The following is a 17,952-nucleotide window of genomic DNA, read 5'->3' on the forward strand; positions in this document are numbered from 1 at the left end:
GCCAATAGATCCTCCCCCTCTGGGGGAGGTGGCCCGGAGGGCCGGAGGGGGGTCTCTTCCCCGGTTAGCGGATCACCCGCGCCCCCGCGCCCTGCACCAGCGCCTGGACCTCCTTCAGGCGCACCATCGAGGTGTCGCCGGGGGTGGTCATGGCCAGGGCCGCGTGGGCCGCGCCGTAGTCGACGGCGGCCTGGGGCCCGAGGTTCTCCATCAGCGCGTAGGCCAGGCCCGAGGCGAAGCCGTCGCCGCCGCCGATGCGGTCGTAGATGGCCAGACCGTCGCGCATCGGGGCCTCGTAGAAGGCCCCGTCGGCCCACAGGATGGCGCCGAAGTCGTTGACGCTGGCCGAGCGCACGGCCCGCAGGGTGGTGGCCAGGACCTTGAGGTTCGGGAAGGCCTTCACCGCCTGCGGGGCCAGGGTCTTGAAGTTGGCCGGGTCGGTGGGCGGAAGGCCCTTCACCAGACCCTCGATCTCCATCCCCAGGCACACCACGAAGTCATGATCGTTGCCGATCATCACGTCGGTCATGGCGGCGATCTTGCGGTTCAGGGCCTGGGCGGCGTCGAGGCCGCCGCGGTCCTTCCACAGCGAGGCGCGGTAGTTCTGGTCGAAGCTGACGACGACGCCGTGCTTCTTGGCGACTTCCAGGGCCTCCAGCACCACCTCGGCGGTGTTGGACGCCAGGGCGGTGAACACGCCGCCGGTGTGGAACCAGCGCACGCCCTCCTCGCCGAACAGCCGCTCCCAGTCGATCTCGCCGGGGCGCAGTTGCGAAGCCGCGGAATTGGCGCGGTCGGAGACGCCCAGCGCCGGGCGCACGCCGAAGCCGCGCTCGGTGAAGTTCAGGCCGACCCGGGTGTTGCGGCCCAGGCCGTCGAACTCGCGCCAGACCACGTGGGACATGTCCACGCCGCCCTGGCCGATCAGGTCCTGGACCAGCCAGCCGAGATCGCTGTCAGGCAGGGCCGTGGCGACGGTGGCGCGCTTGCCCCAGCACTTGCTCATGCCGCGGGCGAAGTTGTATTCGCCGCCGCCTTCCCAGACTTGGAACTGGCGGGCGTTGCGCACCCGGCCGTCGCCTGGATCCAGGCGCAGCATCACTTCGCCCAGCGCCGCGCAGTCCCAGCGGGTCTCGGCGGCCGGGCGCAGGTTGAGGATCGGCTTGTCGCTCATCAGGCCTTGCCGCGCACCTTGGCGATCAGGTCGACCGTCTCGCGCACCTTCCTGGAGATGCCGGCGTAGTCCTTGGCATCGAGGGCTTCCTGGGTAATCAGCTTGGAGCCCATGCCGGCGGCGACGATGCCCGCACCGAACCACTTCTTGATCGAGGCCTCGTCCGGATCGACGCCGCCCGTCGGCATGATCTTGGTCCAGGGCATCGGGCCCATCACGGCCTTGATGAAGTCCGGGCCGCCGACCGACGAGCCGGGGAACACCTTGACGATCTCGCAGCCCAGTTCCTGGGCGTAGGAGATCTCGGTCGCCGAGCCGCAGCCGGGGCTGTAGGGGATCATGCGGCGGTTGCAGAGCTTGGCGACGTCGGCGTTGACGATCGGGCTGACCATGAACTTGGCGCCGTTGGCGATGTAGAGGCCGGCGGTCGGCGCATCGACGATCGAGCCGACGCCCATGATGACGCGCGGATCGGCCGAGGCGAAGTGCTTGGTGACTTCGTAGAAGACGTTGGCGGCGAAGTCGCCGCGGTTGGTGAACTCGATGCAGGGCGCGCCGCCGTCGGCGCAGGCCTGGATGACGTTCTTACAGATCTCGACGTCCGGGTGATAGAACACCGGCACCACGCCTTGGGTCTCAAGGGCCTGCAGCACCGCCATACGGTTCTTCAGCATTCTCGTACTCCTCCCGGAAAGGGCCGTTCTTGCGCGAGGCGCCGCCGTGGCGCGCCGCGCGTGGAAGATCTGTTCGGGCGATCCCTTAGCCCGCGCGCGCGACTTGCGCCACAGCGCGTGGCTGCCGCCGCGTCACTTTCCGCCGGCCCCCTGCCCCCGGCGAAATAAAGGGCACCGAGCCAAGGCCCGGCGCGCACCCCAAGGTAAAATGAAGGGCGTCGAGCTAAAGCTCGACGCCCCGGAAAAGTTTGCGCAGGAGCGAACTCAAAGAGCCGCAGGACGCCGGGTCGGGGGAGCCGACCCAAAACGTCGTGACACCGGTAGCAATTGGAGCTCGGCTCGTTTTGTCACCGGTGTCATAGACAGATAAGCGCAGTTTCGACATTTGAGCAAGCCTGTAGAAAACGCAGGTTCGCGAGCGTCGCGTTTTTGACGGGCGCGCCGAATGAGCGGCGGCGCGCCCTTCTCTGGATCAGCCGGTGTTGCGCAGGCCCGCCGCGATGCCGGCCACGGTCAGCTGGATGGCCAGGCGCACGTCCTCGGCCTGCTCGCCGCCGCGACGGCGGGCCAGCAGTTCCAGTTGCAGGTGGTTCAGCGGGTCGACCGAGTGACCGGCCAGGGCCACCGACTCGGCCAGTTCCGGCTGGTTGTCGAGCAGGCTGGCGCCGCCACGGATGGCCAGGGCGATCTCGGCGGCCTTGTCGTGCTCGCGCTTGATGGTCTCGAAGATGCGCTGGGCGTTGGCCTGGTCGGGCGACAGGGCCACGTAGCGGGCGGCGATGCCCATGTGGCTTTGAGCGAGCGCCAGCTCCATGTTCGACAGCAGCGAGGCGAAGAAGTCGAAGTCGCCGGCCAGGTCCTGGAGTTGCCCCGTCGACAGGCCCGCACGCTCGACGCCCGAAGCGAAACCGTACCAGCCCGGCAGCATGAAGCGGGCCTGCGACCAGCTGAACACCCACGGGATGGCCCGCAGGTCCTCGATCTTGCGGCTGGCGGTGCGCGAGGCCGGGCGACTGCCGATGTTGAGGCCCACGATCTCGCCGATCGGGGTGGCCGACCAGAAGAAGTCCTCGAAGGCCGGGTCGTCGTAGACCAGGGCCCGATAGCCCTCGAACGAGGCCTGCGCCAGGGCGGTCATCGCGCTCTCGACCTTGGGGTCGGGACGGTTGACGTCGCGCTGGCTGGACTGGACCACGGCGGCGGCCAGGCCGTCGAGGTTGCGGCGGGCGGTGGGTTGGTCGCCGAAGCGGCGGGCGATCATCTCGCCCTGCTCGGTCATGCGGATGCGGCCCTGGACGGTGCCGGCCGGCTGGGCCAGCACGGCCTCGGCGGCCGGTCCGCCGCCCCGCCCGACGCTGCCGCCGCGGCCGTGGAACAGCTGGATGCCGACGCCCATCCGGTCGGCCTCGAACGCGAGAGCAGATGCGCCGCGCGCCACGCCCCGACGCGAGGCGACATAGCCGCCGTCCTTGTTGCTGTCGGAGTAGCCGAGCATGATCTCCTGCACCGGCCGGTCGCCCAGGATGGTGCGGCTGATCGGCAGCTCCAGCCACTGGCGCAGCACGCGCGGACCGTTCTCCAGGTCTTCGATGGTCTCGAACAGCGGGGCGATCTTCAGCGACGAGCGCGGCGCCGCGCCGCCCCAGACGAGGCCGACCTGCTTGAGCAGGACGAGCGGCTCGAGGATATCGGACAGGGTCGCCGACTTGGAGATGATGTAGGCGCCGATGCAGGCGTGGCCGTAGTCGCGCACGGCCTGGGCGGCGGCTTCCATCGTGGCCAGTTCCTTGGCCGTCTCCTCGCCATAGGCGGTGAAGGGCGAGACCAGGGGCCGCTGGTGCGACAGTTCCTCGATCAGCAGCTTGGAGCGGGCTTCCTCGTCGAGGTCGAGGTAGCGCACGCCCGAGCCCGAGCGCTGGTAGAGCTCGTGGATGGTGCGCTCGTGGACGTCGGCGTTCTGGCGCAGGTCCAGGCTCATCAGGTGGAAGCCACAGGCCTTGGCGACGGCGACCAGGGTGCGCAGGGACGAGCCGACCAGGCGTTCGCCGCCGCTGGCTTCCAGCGAGTCGATGATGATCTGCAGGTCGGCGACGAAGGCGTCGGGGTGGGCGTAGGGCTCCACGTCGGTGCGGCTGGTGGCGTAGGCCACCCACTGGTTGGTCAGCTTCTGCGACACGGCGGTGAGGCGGTCGAAGATCAGCTCCAGGGCCAGGCGATAGGGCTCGTCCAGACGGTGCACCGACGGGTCCTTGGCCTGCGACGCCAGGGCCAGCAGCTCCTCGGAGACGGGGGTGTAGGCGGTCGAGACGGCGAGGTTCGACCACAGCTTGCGCACCTCGCCGGCGTACCAGTCGAGGATCACCCGCGACTGCGACGACAGGGCCAGCTTCAGGGTGTCGCCGTTGACGCCGGGGTGGCCGTCGCGGTCGCCGCCCAGCCACGAGCCCATCTTCAGGAGCGGGGCGATGTGGCCGTGGCTGCCGATCTTGCCCGACCATTCCTCGTAAAGATCGACCATGGCCGGCAGGATCGAGGTGCGGACGATCGACAGGGCGTTGCGGATCTCGTCCTTCACGGTGATCCGCTCGGGCCGATAGAGACGCGTGCGCCACATCAGGGCGATCTCGCGGAACAGGCGCTCGCGGATGTCGGCTTCCAGATCGGCCGGCAGGTGGTGGCGGCGCAGGGTCATCAGGCGCGAGATCTCGGTCTCGCGATCGACCATGCTGCGGCGGCGCACTTCGGTCGGGTGGGCGGTCAGCACCGGCACCACGTTCATGGCGGCGAAGATCTTGGCGAGGTCCGCGTCGGTCTTGCCCGAGGCCTTCAGGGCCGCGACGGCGTCGACCAGGGTGCGGGCGCGCTCGTCGCCCGGACGGGCGTCGGCCTCGGCGTGGCGGCGGCGACCGGCGACGTCCTCGCCGATATTGGCCAGCAGCGAGTGGCTGGCGAAAGCGCGCGCCAGGAAGACGGCCTGATCGTTGGAGAGGCCTTCGAACAGGTGGTCGAGGCCCGGGGCCTCGCCCTCGTCGGTCTCGTGCGCGGCGGCCTTGCGGGCTTTGCTGACAAGGCCCGCGGCCTCCTCCCCTTCCAGATAGCCGATCGCCTCGATCAGCAGATCGCCAAGCAGGCTGGCGTTCTGCCGGACATCACGGCTGGTGGGACGGCTGGCGCCGAGAGAGAGGGCCGAGTCGCGCATGCGCATGCTCCATCACCACCGCCAGGGAGAGCGGTGGACTTAGGGACTGTAAGAACTGATCTAACGGTTCTCGCGTTCAGCCCGGCCCGGTCGAACGCTGTGCGGGCTCTACAGCCCTTCTTCGCCTTGGGGAAGCGGGACCGTTCAATGGTTGCGCTACCATTGTTCGGCCGTGCGCTTTTTATGCGTGTGCGCGCGGGTAGCCCTGCTTCCTGAAACGAAAAACCCCGCGAAGTCGCCTTCGCGGGGATCATTCGGCTCAGCGACGGCCCGAAGGCCGCCGGCCTTAGCGGGCCAGCCAGCCGCCGTCGACCGGCAGGGTCACGCCCTGCACGTAGTCGGCGGCCGAGGAGGCCAGGAACACAGCGGCGCCGCCGAGGTCTTCCGGGCGGCCCCAGCGGCCGGCCGGGATGCGGGCCAGGATCGAGGCATTGCGGTCGGCGTCGGCGCGCAGAGCCTCGGTGTTGTTGGTGTCGAAATAGCCCGGCGCGATGGCGTTGACGTTGATCCCCTTGGTCGCCCACTCGTTGGCCAGGATCTTGGTCAGGCCGGCCAGGCCCGACTTGGCGGCCGTGTACGACGGCACGCGGATGCCGCCCTGGAACGAGAGCAAGGAGGCGATGTTGATAACCTTGCCGCCGCCCTGGGTCAGGGCCTGCTTGGCGAAGGCTTGCGTCAGGAAGAAGACGACCTTGAGGTTGGTGTCCATCACCGCGTCCCAGTCGGCTTCCGAGAACTCGATCGAGTCGGCGCGGCGGATGATGCCAGCGTTGTTGACGAGAATGTCGACCTTGCCGAGGGCGGCGACGGTTTCGTCGATCACGCGCTGCACGGGTTCGGTGGTCGAGAAGTCGGCCTTGATCGACACGAACTTGCGGCCCAGCGCCTCGACGGCGGCCTTGGTGTCGGTCGGCTCGCTGCGGCCCGCGGCGGCGATGTCGGCGCCGGCTTGAGCGAGCGCGATGGCGATCCCCTGCCCGATGCCGGTGTTGGCGCCGGTGACGAGCGCGACCTTGCCTTCGAGGCTGAACGGATTGGCCATTTTATCTGCTTCCTGATCCCAATTGCTTCATCCCGGACGGCCCTAAAGCCGATCGGGACCCAGGGCGGCGCTTTGCGGCCGCCCTGGGTCCCGGCTCTACGCCTGGCTCCGGCCGGGATGACGGCCGGAGGAGCGCGGGTGGCGTGTTACGCCTACTTCAGCTGGCAGATGTCCAGCACGTTCATGTCGGTGTAGTCGAGGTTCTCGCCGCCCATCGCCCAGATGAAGGTGTAGTTGGCGGTGCCCGAACCCATGTGGATCGACCACGGCGGGCTCATGACGGCTTCCTCGTTGGCCATCACGATGTGACGCATCTCGTCCGGCTCGCCCATGTAGTGGAACACGCGGTCGTTCTCGCCCAGGCCGAAGTAGAAGTAGGCTTCCGAACGACGGTCGTGCAGGTGGGGCGGCATGGTGTTCCAGACGCTGCCCGGCTTCAGGACGGTCATGCCCAGCAGCAGCTGAGCCGACTTGCAGGTGGTCGGGACGATATACTGGTAGATGGTGCGCTCGTTGCTGGTTTCGAGAGCGCCGCGCTCCAGCGGGATGGCGTCGGCGAAGGCCAGCTTCTTGGTTTCGAACGAAGCGTGGGCCGGCAGGCTGACCAGGTAGAAGCGAGCAGTTTCGCCGTTCACGCCTTCGAAGGTCACGTCCTTGGCGCCCATGGTGACGTAGAGGCCGTCACGCGGAACGATGTCGTAGACGACGCCGTCGACGGTGATCTTGCCGGTGGTCTCGCCGACGTTGATCACGCCCAGCTCGCGGCGCTCCAGGAACGGGTGGCCGGCGGCCGAGGCCGGTTCGGTCTGGTCGGGCAGCTTCACGGCGGTCGAGGCGACGACGCCGCCGACGACGAAGCGTTCGGCGTGATTGTAGTTCAGGACGACTTCGCCTTCGACGAAGAGGTCCTGCATCAGGTAGCGGTCGCGCAGGTCGTCGTTGCTGACGGCGAACATCATGTCCGGATGGGTGGCGTGGTAGGTCTTGGCGAACATCGTGTTTACTCCGGAAGTGGTGTTCTTATTCGGCAGCGAGCGCCGGGGCCGGGAGAGGCCGCGGCTGATCGAGCTTGTAGGCCTTCTTAGGCAGATTGTACGTCAGGTCTACGATGAGCTCCTGAGCTTCCACCAAATCCATGCGGTGCTCGCTCACCATGCGCGCCAGGAAGGCGCTGTCGACGCGGCGAGCGACATCGTGGCGGGCGGGAATCGACAGGAAGGCGCGGGTGTCGTCGTTGAAGCCGACGGTGTTGTAGAAGCCGGCGGTCTCGGTGACCTGCTCACGGAAGCGCATCATGCCTTCCGGGCTGTCGTGGAACCACCAGGAGGGGCCGAGCTTCAGCACCGGATAGTGGCCGGCCAGCGGAGCCAGTTCGCGGCTGTAGGTCGTCTCGTCCAGGGTGAACAGGATCACCGACAGGCGCTTGTCGTTGCCCAGGCGGGTCAGCAGCGGCTTCAGCGCATCGACATATTCCGTGCGCATCGGAATGTCGGCGCCCTTGTCGCGGCCGTGCGATTCCAGCAGGCCGACATTGTGGTTGCGGTGCGAGCCGGGGTGGATCTGCATCACCAGACCGTCCTCGAGGCTCATCTTGGCCATCTCGGTCAGCATCTGGGCGCGGAACAGTTCGGCCTTCTCCGGCGTCACGTCGCCCTTCACCAGGCTCTGGAACAGGGCCTCGGTCTCGGCGTCGGTCAGGTCGGCGGTGGCGGCGGTCGGATGGCCGTGGTCGGACGAGGTGGCGCCCGCCTCGATGAAGGCCGCTCGGCGCAGGCGGTGGGCCTCAAGGTAGCCCTTCCAGCTGTAGACGTCCTGGCCCGAGATCTCGGCGAAACGTTCGAAGGCGCGCGGGCTGCGCTCGTCCTCGAAGTCGATGACCGCATCGGGACGATAGGCGGTGATCACGTGGCCGCCCCACCCGCTCTCGCGGATCGCCTTGTGGTGCTTCAGCGGATCATGCGGGCCCTCGGTGGTGGCCAGGGTCTCGATGTTGAAGCGGTCGAACAGGGCGCGCGGACGGAAGGCGTCGGTCGCCAGCGCCTCGTTGATGCCGTCGAAATAGGCGTCGGCGTTGTCCTCGCCGAGGAACTCGGTGAAGCCGAACACCTTGCTGAACACGTGGTTCAGCCAGATCCACGACGGCGTGCCGCGGAAAAGGTGGAAGTTCTGGGCGAACAGCTTCCAGGCCGCGCGCGGGTCGGTGGTCGGCACGCCCGACTTGCGCGGAACCTTCAGGTCGTCCAGCGCCACGCCCTGGCTGTAGAGCATGCGGAAGACGTAGTGGTCGGGCGCCAGCAAGAGGTCGGTGGCGTCGCGGAACGGCTCGTTGGTGGCGAACCAGGCCGGATCGGTGTGGCCGTGCGGGCTGATGATCGGCAGGCCTGCGACCGTCGCATAGAGCTCGCGGGCGATGCCGCGGACGGTGGGATCGGCCGGGAACAGGCGATCGTCGTGCAAAATCAGGGGCCGGGCCATGGCGTGTCTCCTCGTCCCTTCGCCGGCGGCTGCTAGATGGCCGCTTCGTGGCGCTTGGTAACCGGTGTCAAAGTTCGGTGCAAGGTGCAGGGCGCGGCGCGCACCCTACACTTTCTTCGGTGACGAGGAAGACTCGCGCACCACGAGATAGGGGATGGTCTTGGCCGGATCGCCCGGCTCGTAGCCCTCGCGGGCGATGAGCTTCTCGGCGGCCATGCGCCCCACTTCCCGCGTCGGGATGTGGATCGTGGTCAGCGGCGGCCAGACGGCCTGGGCGATCTGGAAGTCGTCGAAGCCGACCACGGTCAGGTCTTCCGGCACCGTCAGGCCGGCGCGGCGGGCGGCCTGCAGCACGCCGGCGGCCATTTCGTCGTTGCCGGCGAAGATGGCGGTCGGGCGCGGGGTCTTGGCCAGCAGCGCCTCGCCGCAGGCCAGGCCCGATTCGAAGGTGTAGGCGCCCTGCACCACATAGTCGGGATCGAGCTTCACGCCGGCCTTGGTCAGCGCGTCCTCGAAGCCCCCTCGCCGCTCGTGCGACGAACGGAAGCTGGGCAGGCCGGTGATGAAGCCGATGCGCTCGTGGCCCAGGCCGACCAAGTGCTCGCCCATGGCCTGGGCGCCCAGCCGGTCGTGGCCGACGATCATGTGCTCTTCTTCGTCGAGCGGCACCGAGGCGATGCGGATGTATTCGCAGCCGATGTCGCGCAGCAGATCGGCCACGCGCTCGTCTTCCGACACCGACGGCGGCAGGATCACGCCGAACAGCTTCTGCCGCTCGATGAACATCCGCACGTCCTGCAGGAAGGTGGGGCTGCCGCGATCGCAGGGGTGGACCACCAGCTCGAAGCCCGAGCCGCGCATGCCGTCCAGCAGGCCAAGCTGCATGTTCACGACGTACTGCGGGTTGGGGTTGTCGTAGATCATGCCGATCAGGAACGAGCGGCGGAAGGCCAGGCCGCGGGCCTGGGGATCGGGGGCGTAGCCCCACTCGGCGATCACCGCCTCGATCCGCACCCGCGTCTCCTCGCGGACGAAGGGCGACTGGTTGATCACGCGCGAGACGGTCTTCTTGGAGACCCCGGCCAGGCGGGCGATATCGTTGATGGTGGCGCGGCGGCGGCCGCTTTCCAGCGCAGCGTTCACATCCGACTCGTCGGCGGACTTTCTGGGCGTCTTGGACGAGGTCACGGCGTTTCCATGCGGCGGGCGTTCTTTTCTTTTGTCATACTCCAGCGTCGAAAGCGTAGCCAATCTGCGGCTAAAAGCGCGCTGGCGAAGCTCTTGACACCGGTTTCCACTCCCTTAGGACCGGATGGCAACACAAAAAGTCGCAAAGACAAAGACCCCAGATGAGCGAAACGGCCACCTTTCCCGGCGAATCGATCCACGGCGTCGATCCGCGCGACCACGTCGCCACCGCCCTGCGCCCGCTGTCGGCCGGCGAGACCGTCGACCTGCACGGCCAGCCCATCGGGGTGCGCAGCGACATTCCCAAGGGCCACAAGATCGCCGTGCGCGCGGCGGCCAAGGGCGAGGACGTGCTGAAGTACGGCTGGCCGATCGGCCGAGCTGTCAGCGACATCGCCGTCGGCGACCACGTGCACGTCCACAATGTCGAGACGCGCCTTTCCGGCGTCGAAGGCTACGCCTACGCGCCGACCGGAACCGACAACACCGAGGTCGTCGGCGACCGCAGCTTCCTGGGCTATCGCCGCAAGAACGGCCGAGTCGGCACCCGCAACGAGATCTGGGTGCTGTGCACCGTCGGCTGCGTGGCCAACACCGCCCGCCGCATCGCCGAGAAGGCCAACGCCCGCTTCGCCGGCCGCGTCGACGGCGTCTTCGCATTCCCCCACCCGTTCGGCTGCTCGCAGCTGGGCGATGACCTGTCGCACACCCGCCAGCTGATCGCGGGCCTGGCCGCCCACCCCAACGCCGGCGGCGTGCTGATCCTGGGCCTGGGCTGCGAGAACAACCAGCTCAAAGCCCTGCTCGACAGCGCCCCGGACCTGGACCCCGAACGCCTGCGCTCGTTCACCACCCAGTTCGTGGAAGACGAGTACGAGCAGGGGCTGGAGGCGATCGAGGCGCTCATCGAGATCGCCGAGAAGGACAAGCGCGAGCCCGCGCCGATCTCCGAACTGGTGGTGGGCCTGAAATGCGGCGGCTCGGACGGCTTCTCGGGCGTCACCGCCAACCCGCTGGTCGGCCGCATCGCCGACAAGGTAGCCGCGGCCGGCGGCACACCGGTGCTGACCGAGATCCCCGAAGTGTTCGGCGCCGAGAACGTGCTGCTGCAAAGGGCTGCAAGCCGCGAGGTCTTCGACGAGGCCGTCGAGGTGATCGACGACTTCAAGCGCTACTTCATCGACAACCACCAGCCCATCTACGAGAACCCCTCGCCCGGCAACATCGCCGGCGGCATCACCACCCTGGAGGAGAAATCCCTGGGCGCGGTGCAGAAGGGCGGCCGCGCGCCGCTGGTCGAGGTGCTGCGCTACGGCGAGCGGGTCGGTCCGCACGGGCTCACCCTGCTCGAAGCGCCCGGCAACGACGCGGTGTCGTCCACGGCCCTGACGGCGGCGGGCGCCACGGTGATCCTGTTCACCACCGGCCGCGGCACTCCGCTGGGCTTCCCCGCCCCCACCCTGAAGATCGCCTCCAACAGCGCGCTGGCCGCCCGCAAGCCGTCGTGGATCGACTTCGACGCCGGCGTGGTGCTGGACGGTCAGACCATGGACCAGGCGGCGGATTCGCTGCTCGATCTGGTGGTCGCCACCGCCTCGGGCCAGGAAACCAAGGCCGAGCGCAACGGCGAGCGCGAGATCGCCATCTGGAAGTCGGGCGTGACGCTGTAGCGGCCAGGCGCCGCCGCAGCCTTGACGCGAATCCCAATGGCCGCGCTTTTTCCGGCCGACCGACGCCAGTGTCGGTCGGATGGGAATGAGATCGATGCACACGCGCAAGCTCGGCGCGCTGGTCGCAGCCGCCGTCACCGTGGCCGCGCCGCTGCAGGCCTATGCCCAGGCCGCCACCCTGACGCTGCGCAACGTCATGGCCGGCAATTCCACCTCGGGCTTGGACCAGGCCTGGATCCGCGTCGACGGCAAGCCGACGGGCGTCGCCGACGAATGCGCCTACGGTAGCTGGTCGCTGTTCTACGCCCCCACCAACGGCGAGGTGTCCCCCGACAAGGTGATTTCGCTGGGCGTCACCGCCAAGGCGACCAACACCAAGGTCTTCGTGGCCTATGTGGTCGAAACCACCTCGTCCGACTTCGGGGGCTGGGGCATCACCCGCTGCCGCATTCTGCGCATCGGCCTGGGCGAGTAGGATCGGGGACGCGCCGGTCGATCGCCCTAAGGCGTGCGCGGCGCCGGCAGGGCGCGTCCGTTCTGGTGCAGCACAAGGCTTACCGCCTTGCCGTCGGCGCCAAGCACGAACTGGGCGCGGGCGGGAACGACGACCCAGACCACCTCCGTCGGGCTTTGCGGGAAGACCTCGAAGACCGGCTGGCCGGTCAGTTGGGCGAACAACCGCCCCTCCTGCCGCGTCACCGTCAGGATCATCGCCGGGGCCAGGGCATAGCGGCCGACGAGGGCGTCCAGCGCCTGGGGCGACAGGGCCACGGCCTTGGGCGTCGGCGCGGCCGGCGGCTCGGCGCCTTCGGCCAGTCGCGGCGCGGGCGTGTTCTGGCCGTTCTGGTGCAGAGTCGCGGCGCTGGCCCGTCCATCGGCGCCGACGGTGAAGGTCAGCTGCGCGTCCACGATCTTGGCGAAGAGGGTCGTCGGATCCTCGGCGAACAGCTCGATACGGGGCTGGCCGGTCAGCTGGCCGAACATCCGCTGCCCCTCGCGGGTGATGGTCATCACCGCGCCGGGCGCCAGCGCGTAGCGGCCGGTCAGCCCCTCCAGCACGGTCGGCGGCAGGGTCTTGGCCTGGCGGAGCTTGGGGGCGGTCTTCAGCGGCCCGCCGGTCAGCAGGTGCAGGCCCAGGTCCTCGACGCCCATGACGCCGGCGGTGTTGCTCAACACCACCACGCCCAGTCCGGTCAGCCGGTCGAAGCCGACGAAGGTCTGGAAGCCCATGGTGCCGCCGCCATGGCTGACGATCTCGCCCTTGGGCGTCGCAGCCACGTGTCAGCCCAGCGCCACCTGCACCTCGCCGCCCACCGGACGGCGCGGAACCAACTGGTCGGCCATGGCGGCCTCCAGGGGCGTTTCAACATAGCCGAGCTCGGCGGCCAGCAGTCTGAGCAGGTCGTCGGCCGACGACCGCAGGCCGCCGGCCCCTGCCAGGGTCGTCAGGTCCCAGTGCGGCGTGATCGTCAGATCCGCGGTGTGGCCCGGCGAGAAACGAGCGGCCAGCGGAGGCGATAGCTTGATGGCCGTGCTCGACATGCCCAGCGGCGCCAGCACCCGCTTGCGCAGCACCGTCTCGTAGTCGCCGCCCGCGCGCCGGGCCAGCGCCCAGCCCAGCAGGCCGACGCCGAGATTGGAATATTCGTAGGCCGCGCCGACGTCGCGGGTCAGGGTGTAGCGGCGCAGGAAGGCGTCGAGCAGGTCGGGGCCGTAGTCGGCGTAGGGATTGAGCGGATCGGCCATCGGCATGTTGTCCGCCAGCCGGGGCAGGCCCGAGGTGTGGGTGGCCAGGTCGATCAGGGTGATGGCCTTGCCGTTGCGCTCGGGCGCGACCGAGCCGGCGGGCAGCAGCTTGACGACGGGCTCGTCAAGCCGGACCTCGCCGCGCCGCACCATGTCGGCCAGCAGCAGGCCGGTGAAGGCCTTGGTCACCGAGCCGATCTCGAACAGGGTCTGGCCGTCGACGGGGCGAGGATCGGCGGCGTCATAGACGCCTTGGGCGATCACGCGGCGGCCCTTGGCGTCGATGACCCCGACGACGATGCCGGCGGCCTGCTTGTCGACATCGACCCGCTGGACCAGCACCTGGCGGATGGCCGCGTCGGACAGGCGGGCGTCGGCGGATGCGGGTGAGCTCGCGGTCTGGGCGGCGGCGGGCATGGCGACGAGCAGAGCGGCGGCGGCGACCGCCAGCCTTCTGGACAGGCCGACGCTCAAGGCGGCCACGGCGACTTTCCGCATGTTTCCCCTTCCCCCAAGGCTCCCGCACGCGCCGGAGCCACGCTCTCACTATGGTTGTGGAGATAGCCCGAGGAAAGGTGGTTCGGCCCTTGAGAGCCGGCGGCGCCGGGCGGCGCCGGGCGGCGCGGAGCGCGCCGCCCGGGCTAGGTCAGTGCGCGGCGTCCTTGGCCTTTTCGCCGGCCTTCTCCGCCTTGTCGCCGGCTTTCTCGGCGGCTTCGCCCGCAGCAGCGGCGGCGTCGCCGGCCGCCTTGGCGGTGGAGGTGTCGCCGGCGGCGGCAGCGTCCGCGCTGGCGTCGGCGGCCGTGTTGGCGGCGCTCGACGCCTGAACCGCGGCCTCGGCCGCCTTCTGGCTCTCGACCGAGGCCTCGGCGGCCTTCTCGGTCTTGTTCTCGCAGGCGGTGATGGTCAGGGCGACGGCGGCCAGGCCGACCAGCAGGGTATGACGCATGTGGATTCTCCCGAACGAGCTTCGCCGGTCTGTCGCCGGCTAGGGCTCAACCACATGCGCGCAAGGTTCGTTCCCCGCCCCTCACTTGGCCTCGGCGATCTCGTACATCAGGTCGACATAGCTCATCGTGCCGCCGACCAGGCCCTGCACCTTCGCATTGCTGCTGTCGATCACGTAGTATTCGTTGGGCGCATGGGCGCCGCTGCCGTGGCCAAGGCCGAACTGGCCCGCCGGCAGGCTGACCGGCGGCGAGGTGAACACCGTGCCCGGCCACGAGCCGGCCAGGCGCGGATAGAGCGTGGCCGGCGCGCCCAGGCGCTTGTAGCTGGCCAGTTGGGCGCGGATCAGGCGGCTGTCCTCGGGCGTCTCGGTGGGATCATAACCGCCGCTGACCTTGATCTCGACGTCGTTGAAGCCGCGCTTGTCGAGGTGGGCGCGGATCTTGGCCACGGCGTCGTCCATGGTCATGTTCGGCACAAGACGCAGGTCGATCTTGGCCACGGCGCGGCCGGGCAGCACGGTCTTGCCGCCGGGGCCGGTATAGCCCGAAACGAGCCCCTCGATATTGATGGTCGGCTGCGAGGCCAGGCGCTCCAGCGCCTTCTCCCACGGCAGGTCGTCGATCCAGCGATCCACGCCCAGGGCCTTCTTGGCGTCGGCCTCGGTCATGCGCTGGGCGGCCAGGGAGATCAGCTCCTTCTCGCGGGCGGTCAGCGGCCGGACCTTCTCGAAATAGCCGTCGACGGCGGGCGTGTTGCCGTCGGGCGTGACCAGGGTGGTCAGGGCCTGGACCAGCCGCCAGGCCGGGCTGTCGACGCGGGCCTTCTCGCTGGAATGGATGTCGGTCTTGGGACCGCGGCCCCACTTCTCGCCGCTGGCCACCAGCTCGAACTCGACCACGCCCTTGGCGCCCAGGTTGACGCTGACGCCGCCGTTGCTGGGGCTCTGCCAGCCGGCCGGGATGATCACGCCCTCGCACTTCTTCAGGGCGGCCAGCACGTTGGGCCGGGTGACGATCTGGCGGAAGTGCGGGCTGCCGATCTCCTCCTCGCCCTCGCAGACCAGGACGAGGTTCACCGGCGGCTTCTTGCCGGCGGCGCGGATGGCGTGCAGCGCGGCCAGCAGCGAGGCCTGCGGCCCCTTCTGGTTCACCGCCCCGCGCCCGACGATCACCTTGCCGAAGCCGGGCTTGTCGACGATGCGAGCCTCCAGTGGCGGCGAGCTCCACTCGGCCGGATCGTACTGCTTGACGTCGTACATGAAGTAGATCGCCAGCCAGCGCCTGGCGCCGACATCGAGCACGCCGAACACGCCCGGCGCGCCGTCGGTCGGGATCTTCTCGACGTTCGTGAAGCCGGCGTCACTGGCCAGGGCCGCCATGTAGTCGGCGCCCTTGTCCATGTCGCGGTTCTCGGCGGCGATCGACGGCAGGGCGATCCAGTCCTGGATGCGCTTTACCGAGGCGTCGTATCCGGCCTCGGCGGCCTTGCGGATCGCGGCCATGTCGGCCTCGCGCGCCGACGGCTTGGCGGCGGCGCTGGCCAGGCCGGGAACCAACAGGCTGGCGGCGGCCGCGCCGGTCATCAGCGTGCGGCGGCTAGGAGCATCGGACATCGTCTTCCCCACGAAACTCTGCGTGGAGAGGATAGGAGGCTACGACTCGGCGGGGAGCAAGACGCGCGCTTCAGCCGCGGCCGCGCACCCAGGGCATGATGCGGTCCTGCACGGGCTGGTCGACATAGGTGTGGAACAGCCAGGCCGCGCCGATGGCCAGCGGGAAACCGGCCAGCCACATCAGCCACTGCCAGCCGATGCCGATCGGCACGGTGTCGATCAGCTTGTGCACGGCGCTCCAGTAGATCACGCCGACCAGGATGTGGGTGATGAACAGGGCGAACGAGAGCTTGGCGCCCTCCTCGATCCAGGCCTTGGGATGCTTCACCGGCAGGCGTCCGGCGCCGAGGATGATGGCCGCCAGGCAGGTCAGGCTGGGCAGGTCGAAGCGGCCGATCACCTGCAGGACGACAAGGCCGGCGCAGCCGACGGTCAGCAGGATCTTGGCGCCCTTCTCGCTCGGCCAGGAAAGCTCGACCGCCCGCGCCAGGCACAGGCCCAGCAGGAACAGCGGGATCGCGCGCAGCACCCCGATGCGCAGCGGCAGGTCGGAGAGGCCGATCGGGACCTCGGCGAAACCGAAACCGTTGGTGCGCCGGGCGGCGATGTCGAACAGCACCACGACCACGGCGGCCAGCACGATCGGCAGCCAGGGGCGGCGGGTGGCGCTGGCGGCGCGCCAGAACCAGGGGAAAAGGGCGTAGCAGACGATCAGCGCCGACAGCGACCAGCTGGGCAGGTTCCAGCCGTCGCTGTTGAAGCCCCAGGCGTGCATCAGCATCGCCTGCAGCGGCAGCTGGTCCCAGGCGAAGCGCGAGGGCTTGTGGGCGTCGGTGCCGAGCAGGTTCAAGGCGAGGACGAGGCCGGCCATGGCGGCAAGCACCATCAGGTGGCCGGGCCAGACGCGGGCGGCGCGGCGCAGCCAGAACTGGAAATGGGTGATCCGGCCGGAAATCGCCGACGGTCCGTAGGCGCGACCCAGAACATAGCCCGACAGCATCAGGAAGAAGTCGGTGGCCAGGTAGCCGCGCGCGAACACCGGGTGGAAGCGCTCGATCCGCAGCGGGCTCTCGGCGCCGAAGTGGTAGACCACGATCAGCAGGGCGGCCAGCAGGCGCAACAGGTCCAGGGCGCCGCCACGGGTGGCCGGACGGGACGAATGGCCGACGGGTGACGCGACCGGGGCGGCGGATCCCGACGGGGACGCGGCCGACTCCGAGGATGACTGGGACGTGCTCACGAGGGGAGGCCTTAACAAAGCCGAGCCGCCGGGGGAAGCGGCGGAAGGTCGCGCTAGCCCCTGCTTGACCACCGAGGAGTGAGCGCCCATCTGTAACTGCATAAGTTTCTATTTGGATATCGCCGCCATGACCCGCATGCCCGTCCTCTTCATCGGCCACGGCTCGCCGATGAACGCCATCGAGGACAACGCCTGGAGCCGCGCCTGGGCGCAGCTGGGCCGCGACCTGCCGCGCCCCAAGGCGGTGCTGATGGTCAGCGCCCACTGGGAGACCATGGGCGGCACGGCGCTGAGCGCTTCGGAGCGTCCCGAGACCATCCACGATTTCGGCGGCTTCCCGCAGGCGCTGTTCGACGTGCAGTACCGGGCGCCGGGCGATCCGGCCCTGGCGCAGCGCGCTGCCGACCTGCTGGCGCCGCAGCGGACCGTGCAGCATCCGACCCGCGGCCTCGACCATGGCGCCTGGAGCGTGCTGGCGCCGATGTATCCCGAAGCCGACGTGCCCGTGGTGCAGCTGAGCATCGACCGCGGCCAGCCCAACGCCTGGCACTACGAGGCCGGCCGCAGGCTGGCGGCGCTGCGCGACGAGGGCGTGCTGATCATCGGCAGCGGCGACATCGTCCACAATCTGCGGGCCGTGAACTTCCGCACCGGCGAGACCCCCGACTGGGCGCCGCGCTTCAACGAACGCGCCAAGGCCCTGATCGCGGCCGGCGACCACCAGCCGTTGATCGACTGGGAGAGCCTGGGTCCGGACGCGGCGCTGTCGATCAACAGCGCCGAGCACTACCTGCCGCTGCTCTACGTGCTGGGTGCGCAGCAGAAGGACGAACCGGTGTCGTTCTTCGCCGACGACGTCTTCGCGGCGATCTCGATGACCGGCGTGCAGGTGGGGTGAGGGCTGCATGATCCTCGCCCTTCGACAAGCTCAGGGTGAGGATCATGGCTAAGGCCGTACAACAGAAACCTCATCCTGAGCTTGTC

15 protein-coding genes are annotated in these 17,952 nt (G+C 69.0%); 3 read left to right on the forward strand and 12 right to left on the reverse strand.

Features of this window, described 5'->3' with window-relative positions; genetic code table 11:
- Window positions 1-64: 64 nt before the first annotated feature.
- The 7 genes from ACODR1_RS05475 to ACODR1_RS05505 all read right to left on the reverse strand — a co-directional run bounded on the left by ACODR1_RS05475 (window position 65) and on the right by ACODR1_RS05505 (window position 9,752).
- Window positions 65-1,174 carry a PfkB family carbohydrate kinase gene (locus tag ACODR1_RS05475; RefSeq protein WP_488879545.1) on the reverse strand — a complete coding sequence of 370 codons (1,110 nt, stop codon included), beginning with the start codon at window positions 1,172-1,174 and terminating at the stop codon, window positions 65-67.
- The gene (locus ACODR1_RS05480) at window positions 1,174-1,848 is read right to left on the reverse strand and encodes a bifunctional 4-hydroxy-2-oxoglutarate aldolase/2-dehydro-3-deoxy-phosphogluconate aldolase (protein WP_101715169.1); all 675 of its coding nucleotides are present in this window, start codon (window positions 1,846-1,848) and stop codon (window positions 1,174-1,176) included. The genes ACODR1_RS05475 and ACODR1_RS05480 overlap by 1 nt, the downstream gene beginning before the upstream one ends.
- Window positions 1,849-2,320: 472 nt before the next feature.
- Window positions 2,321-5,047 (reverse strand): phosphoenolpyruvate carboxylase, encoded by a 2,727-nt coding sequence (ppc, locus tag ACODR1_RS05485; RefSeq protein WP_488879546.1) that lies wholly within the window; start codon window positions 5,045-5,047, stop codon window positions 2,321-2,323.
- 286 nt (window positions 5,048-5,333) lie between these two features.
- Window positions 5,334-6,089, reverse strand: coding sequence for a 2-dehydro-3-deoxy-D-gluconate 5-dehydrogenase KduD (kduD, locus tag ACODR1_RS05490; protein WP_488879547.1), 756 nt, complete (start codon window positions 6,087-6,089; stop codon window positions 5,334-5,336).
- Window positions 6,090-6,241: 152 nt separating this feature from the next.
- A complete protein-coding gene (gene kduI, locus ACODR1_RS05495) occupies window positions 6,242-7,084 on the reverse strand; it encodes a 5-dehydro-4-deoxy-D-glucuronate isomerase (RefSeq protein WP_488879548.1) in 843 nt (280 codons plus the stop codon).
- A 25-nt stretch (window positions 7,085-7,109) separates the two neighbouring features.
- On the reverse strand, window positions 7,110-8,564 hold the full coding sequence (gene uxaC, locus ACODR1_RS05500) for a glucuronate isomerase (RefSeq protein WP_488879549.1): 1,455 nt from the start codon (window positions 8,562-8,564) through the stop codon (window positions 7,110-7,112).
- 105 nt (window positions 8,565-8,669) lie between these two features.
- Window positions 8,670-9,752, reverse strand: coding sequence for a LacI family DNA-binding transcriptional regulator (locus ACODR1_RS05505; protein WP_488879550.1), 1,083 nt, complete (start codon window positions 9,750-9,752; stop codon window positions 8,670-8,672).
- 161 nt (window positions 9,753-9,913) lie between these two features.
- On the opposite strand from ACODR1_RS05505, the gene ACODR1_RS05510 reads away from it, so the two are divergent.
- Both ACODR1_RS05510 and ACODR1_RS05515 read left to right on the forward strand, forming a co-directional pair.
- Window positions 9,914-11,422, forward strand: a complete 1,509-nt coding sequence (locus ACODR1_RS05510; RefSeq protein ID WP_488879551.1) for a UxaA family hydrolase — start codon at window positions 9,914-9,916, stop codon at window positions 11,420-11,422.
- 94 nt (window positions 11,423-11,516) lie between these two features.
- Complete coding sequence (locus ACODR1_RS05515) at window positions 11,517-11,897, forward strand: hypothetical protein (RefSeq protein ID WP_488879552.1); 381 nt, start codon at window positions 11,517-11,519, stop codon at window positions 11,895-11,897.
- A gap of 26 nt (window positions 11,898-11,923) precedes the next feature.
- Here ACODR1_RS05515 and ACODR1_RS05520 read toward each other — a convergent pair whose 3' ends face one another.
- The 5 genes from ACODR1_RS05520 to ACODR1_RS05540 all read right to left on the reverse strand — a co-directional run bounded on the left by ACODR1_RS05520 (window position 11,924) and on the right by ACODR1_RS05540 (window position 16,848).
- Window positions 11,924-12,700 (reverse strand): DUF3471 domain-containing protein, encoded by a 777-nt coding sequence (locus ACODR1_RS05520; protein ID WP_488879553.1) that lies wholly within the window; start codon window positions 12,698-12,700, stop codon window positions 11,924-11,926.
- Window positions 12,701-12,703: 3 nt separating this feature from the next.
- Window positions 12,704-13,666: a serine hydrolase domain-containing protein gene (locus ACODR1_RS05525; RefSeq protein ID WP_488879554.1), complete on the reverse strand. Its 963-nt coding sequence runs from the start codon at window positions 13,664-13,666 to the stop codon at window positions 12,704-12,706.
- A gap of 148 nt (window positions 13,667-13,814) precedes the next feature.
- Complete coding sequence (locus tag ACODR1_RS05530) at window positions 13,815-14,114, reverse strand: hypothetical protein (protein ID WP_488879555.1); 300 nt, start codon at window positions 14,112-14,114, stop codon at window positions 13,815-13,817.
- Between the two features lie 81 nt (window positions 14,115-14,195).
- On the reverse strand, window positions 14,196-15,728 hold the full coding sequence (locus ACODR1_RS05535; RefSeq protein ID WP_488879556.1) for a M20/M25/M40 family metallo-hydrolase: 1,533 nt from the start codon (window positions 15,726-15,728) through the stop codon (window positions 14,196-14,198).
- 70 nt (window positions 15,729-15,798) lie between these two features.
- Window positions 15,799-16,848 (reverse strand): acyltransferase family protein, encoded by a 1,050-nt coding sequence (locus ACODR1_RS05540; RefSeq protein ID WP_488879557.1) that lies wholly within the window; start codon window positions 16,846-16,848, stop codon window positions 15,799-15,801.
- 247 nt (window positions 16,849-17,095) lie between these two features.
- Here ACODR1_RS05540 and ygiD point away from each other — a divergent pair, with 247 nt between their 5' ends.
- Window positions 17,096-17,866 carry a 4,5-DOPA-extradiol-dioxygenase gene (gene ygiD, locus ACODR1_RS05545; protein ID WP_488879558.1) on the forward strand — a complete coding sequence of 257 codons (771 nt, stop codon included), beginning with the start codon at window positions 17,096-17,098 and terminating at the stop codon, window positions 17,864-17,866.
- Window positions 17,867-17,952: the final 86 nt, after the last annotated feature.

The organism is Caulobacter sp. FG7 (genome assembly GCF_057808875.1).

What these genes read in the sequence shown, in the direction of transcription:
- ACODR1_RS05525 (WP_488879554.1), bottom strand. Translation starts at nt 13,666, where the DNA reads ATGCGGAAAGTCGCCGTGGCCGCCTTGAGCGTCGGCCTGTCCAGAAGG.
- kduD (WP_488879547.1), bottom strand. Translation starts at nt 6,089, where the DNA reads ATGGCCAATCCGTTCAGCCTCGAAGGCAAGGTCGCGCTCGTCACCGGC.
- ACODR1_RS05530 (WP_488879555.1), bottom strand. Translation starts at nt 14,114, where the DNA reads ATGCGTCATACCCTGCTGGTCGGCCTGGCCGCCGTCGCCCTGACCATC.
- ACODR1_RS05535 (WP_488879556.1), bottom strand. Translation starts at nt 15,728, where the DNA reads ATGTCCGATGCTCCTAGCCGCCGCACGCTGATGACCGGCGCGGCCGCC.
- kduI (WP_488879548.1), bottom strand. Translation starts at nt 7,084, where the DNA reads ATGTTCGCCAAGACCTACCACGCCACCCATCCGGACATGATGTTCGCC.
- ygiD (WP_488879558.1), top strand. Translation starts at nt 17,096, where the DNA reads ATGACCCGCATGCCCGTCCTCTTCATCGGCCACGGCTCGCCGATGAAC.
- ACODR1_RS05475 (WP_488879545.1), bottom strand. Translation starts at nt 1,174, where the DNA reads ATGAGCGACAAGCCGATCCTCAACCTGCGCCCGGCCGCCGAGACCCGC.
- ACODR1_RS05515 (WP_488879552.1), top strand. Translation starts at nt 11,517, where the DNA reads ATGCACACGCGCAAGCTCGGCGCGCTGGTCGCAGCCGCCGTCACCGTG.
- uxaC (WP_488879549.1), bottom strand. Translation starts at nt 8,564, where the DNA reads ATGGCCCGGCCCCTGATTTTGCACGACGATCGCCTGTTCCCGGCCGAT.
- ppc (WP_488879546.1), bottom strand. Translation starts at nt 5,047, where the DNA reads ATGCGCGACTCGGCCCTCTCTCTCGGCGCCAGCCGTCCCACCAGCCGT.
- ACODR1_RS05510 (WP_488879551.1), top strand. Translation starts at nt 9,914, where the DNA reads ATGAGCGAAACGGCCACCTTTCCCGGCGAATCGATCCACGGCGTCGAT.
- ACODR1_RS05480 (WP_101715169.1), bottom strand. Translation starts at nt 1,848, where the DNA reads ATGCTGAAGAACCGTATGGCGGTGCTGCAGGCCCTTGAGACCCAAGGC.